The 1,112-nt window shown below is 49.5% G+C and carries 1 protein-coding gene; it reads left to right on the forward strand.

Going from position 1 to position 1,112, the window contains the following annotated elements:
- A partial coding sequence (locus IG178_RS24360) for a hypothetical protein (RefSeq protein ID WP_226895750.1) occupies positions 1-773 on the forward strand: 773 nt, incomplete at its 5' end.
- Positions 774-1,112 lie beyond the last annotated feature (339 nt).

Genomic DNA, 1,112 nt, shown 5'->3' on the forward strand with positions numbered 1-1,112 from the left:
CCCTGTGGATCCGGAGACGTACGGGGGTCAACTCCGCTGAAATTGAAATGCTACGAACGTATCTTTTTGCAAACTTTGTACATTTTGAATCAAATATACTGACTGATCCTCAACGAAAGGACATTGTGGCTTCAGCCCCAATCGTAATATCACTCCTCGCGCTAATTGTTTCGATTGCGAATATTGTCATATCTGGAAAACGGGCACAAAAAATCTGGACCCAGACTCAAATCATGGAATACGTACTAAATTACTGGGAGGCAAAACAAAATCTCGATGTCATCGGAAGCTTGATTCTTGAGGAACATACGAGGTCTTATGACCAAGACCGCACTCCTCGCTGGGCGATGCAAGTTGTTGATAAATACACGAGCATAGACGCGGGGGATGAATCCAGAAATATCCGTGTTGCTTTCGGAACATTTGCCTCGGCCACCGTTCCCCTTATGCACATAGTTGACGATTCCAGAATCACATCCGCCCTGAAGCACCAGCGGCAGTGGGCGCAGAACATTATGCAATCCTGGGTGGATGCTCGCATGGATCTGACAGACCTCGCGAGCTCAAAATCTCCCACCACTGACTCAAAAGAATTTGCGAAATTCACGTATAAACTAATCGAAAGCAATCACTCTCCAGCCTCCATGATTCAGTTTGAAGATATTGGGGTTGTTATTTGGAAACTATACCTCCCCTCAAGGCCAGGGAAACGTCGCCACCCAAAGATTAAGATGGTAGATCAAAGTCACCTCTCCGAGTACCTCAAATCGTAGCGGCACAAGAAATCTTTCAATCTACTTATTTCTACTGTTCTAGTATAAAAAGGGTGGCACGCGGCTCCGCGTGTCGAATATAACAACGCCGCAATCAATGTTAATTGACCATGAAAAATTCGGGCGTTATTTGCCGAGGAACCCTTGCTAGCTCAAACGATAAAAGTTCGCCACGTATACAATCCGCCTGGTACTCGAGAAGCTGCCGCGCAGCGTCCGCCCCGTGGATCCGGAGACGTACGGGGGCTGAGCTCCCGGCTCAGCGCGTGGGCCCGGGGAGGGCGGTCTTCTCGAAGAGCGCCGCCGTGCCGATGCCGCCGGCCGAGCTGATCATGGCCA

The sequence above is a fragment of the Neoluteolibacter marinus genome (genome assembly GCF_014904755.1).
Classification (GTDB): Bacteria; Verrucomicrobiota; Verrucomicrobiia; order Verrucomicrobiales; family Akkermansiaceae; genus Haloferula; species Haloferula marina.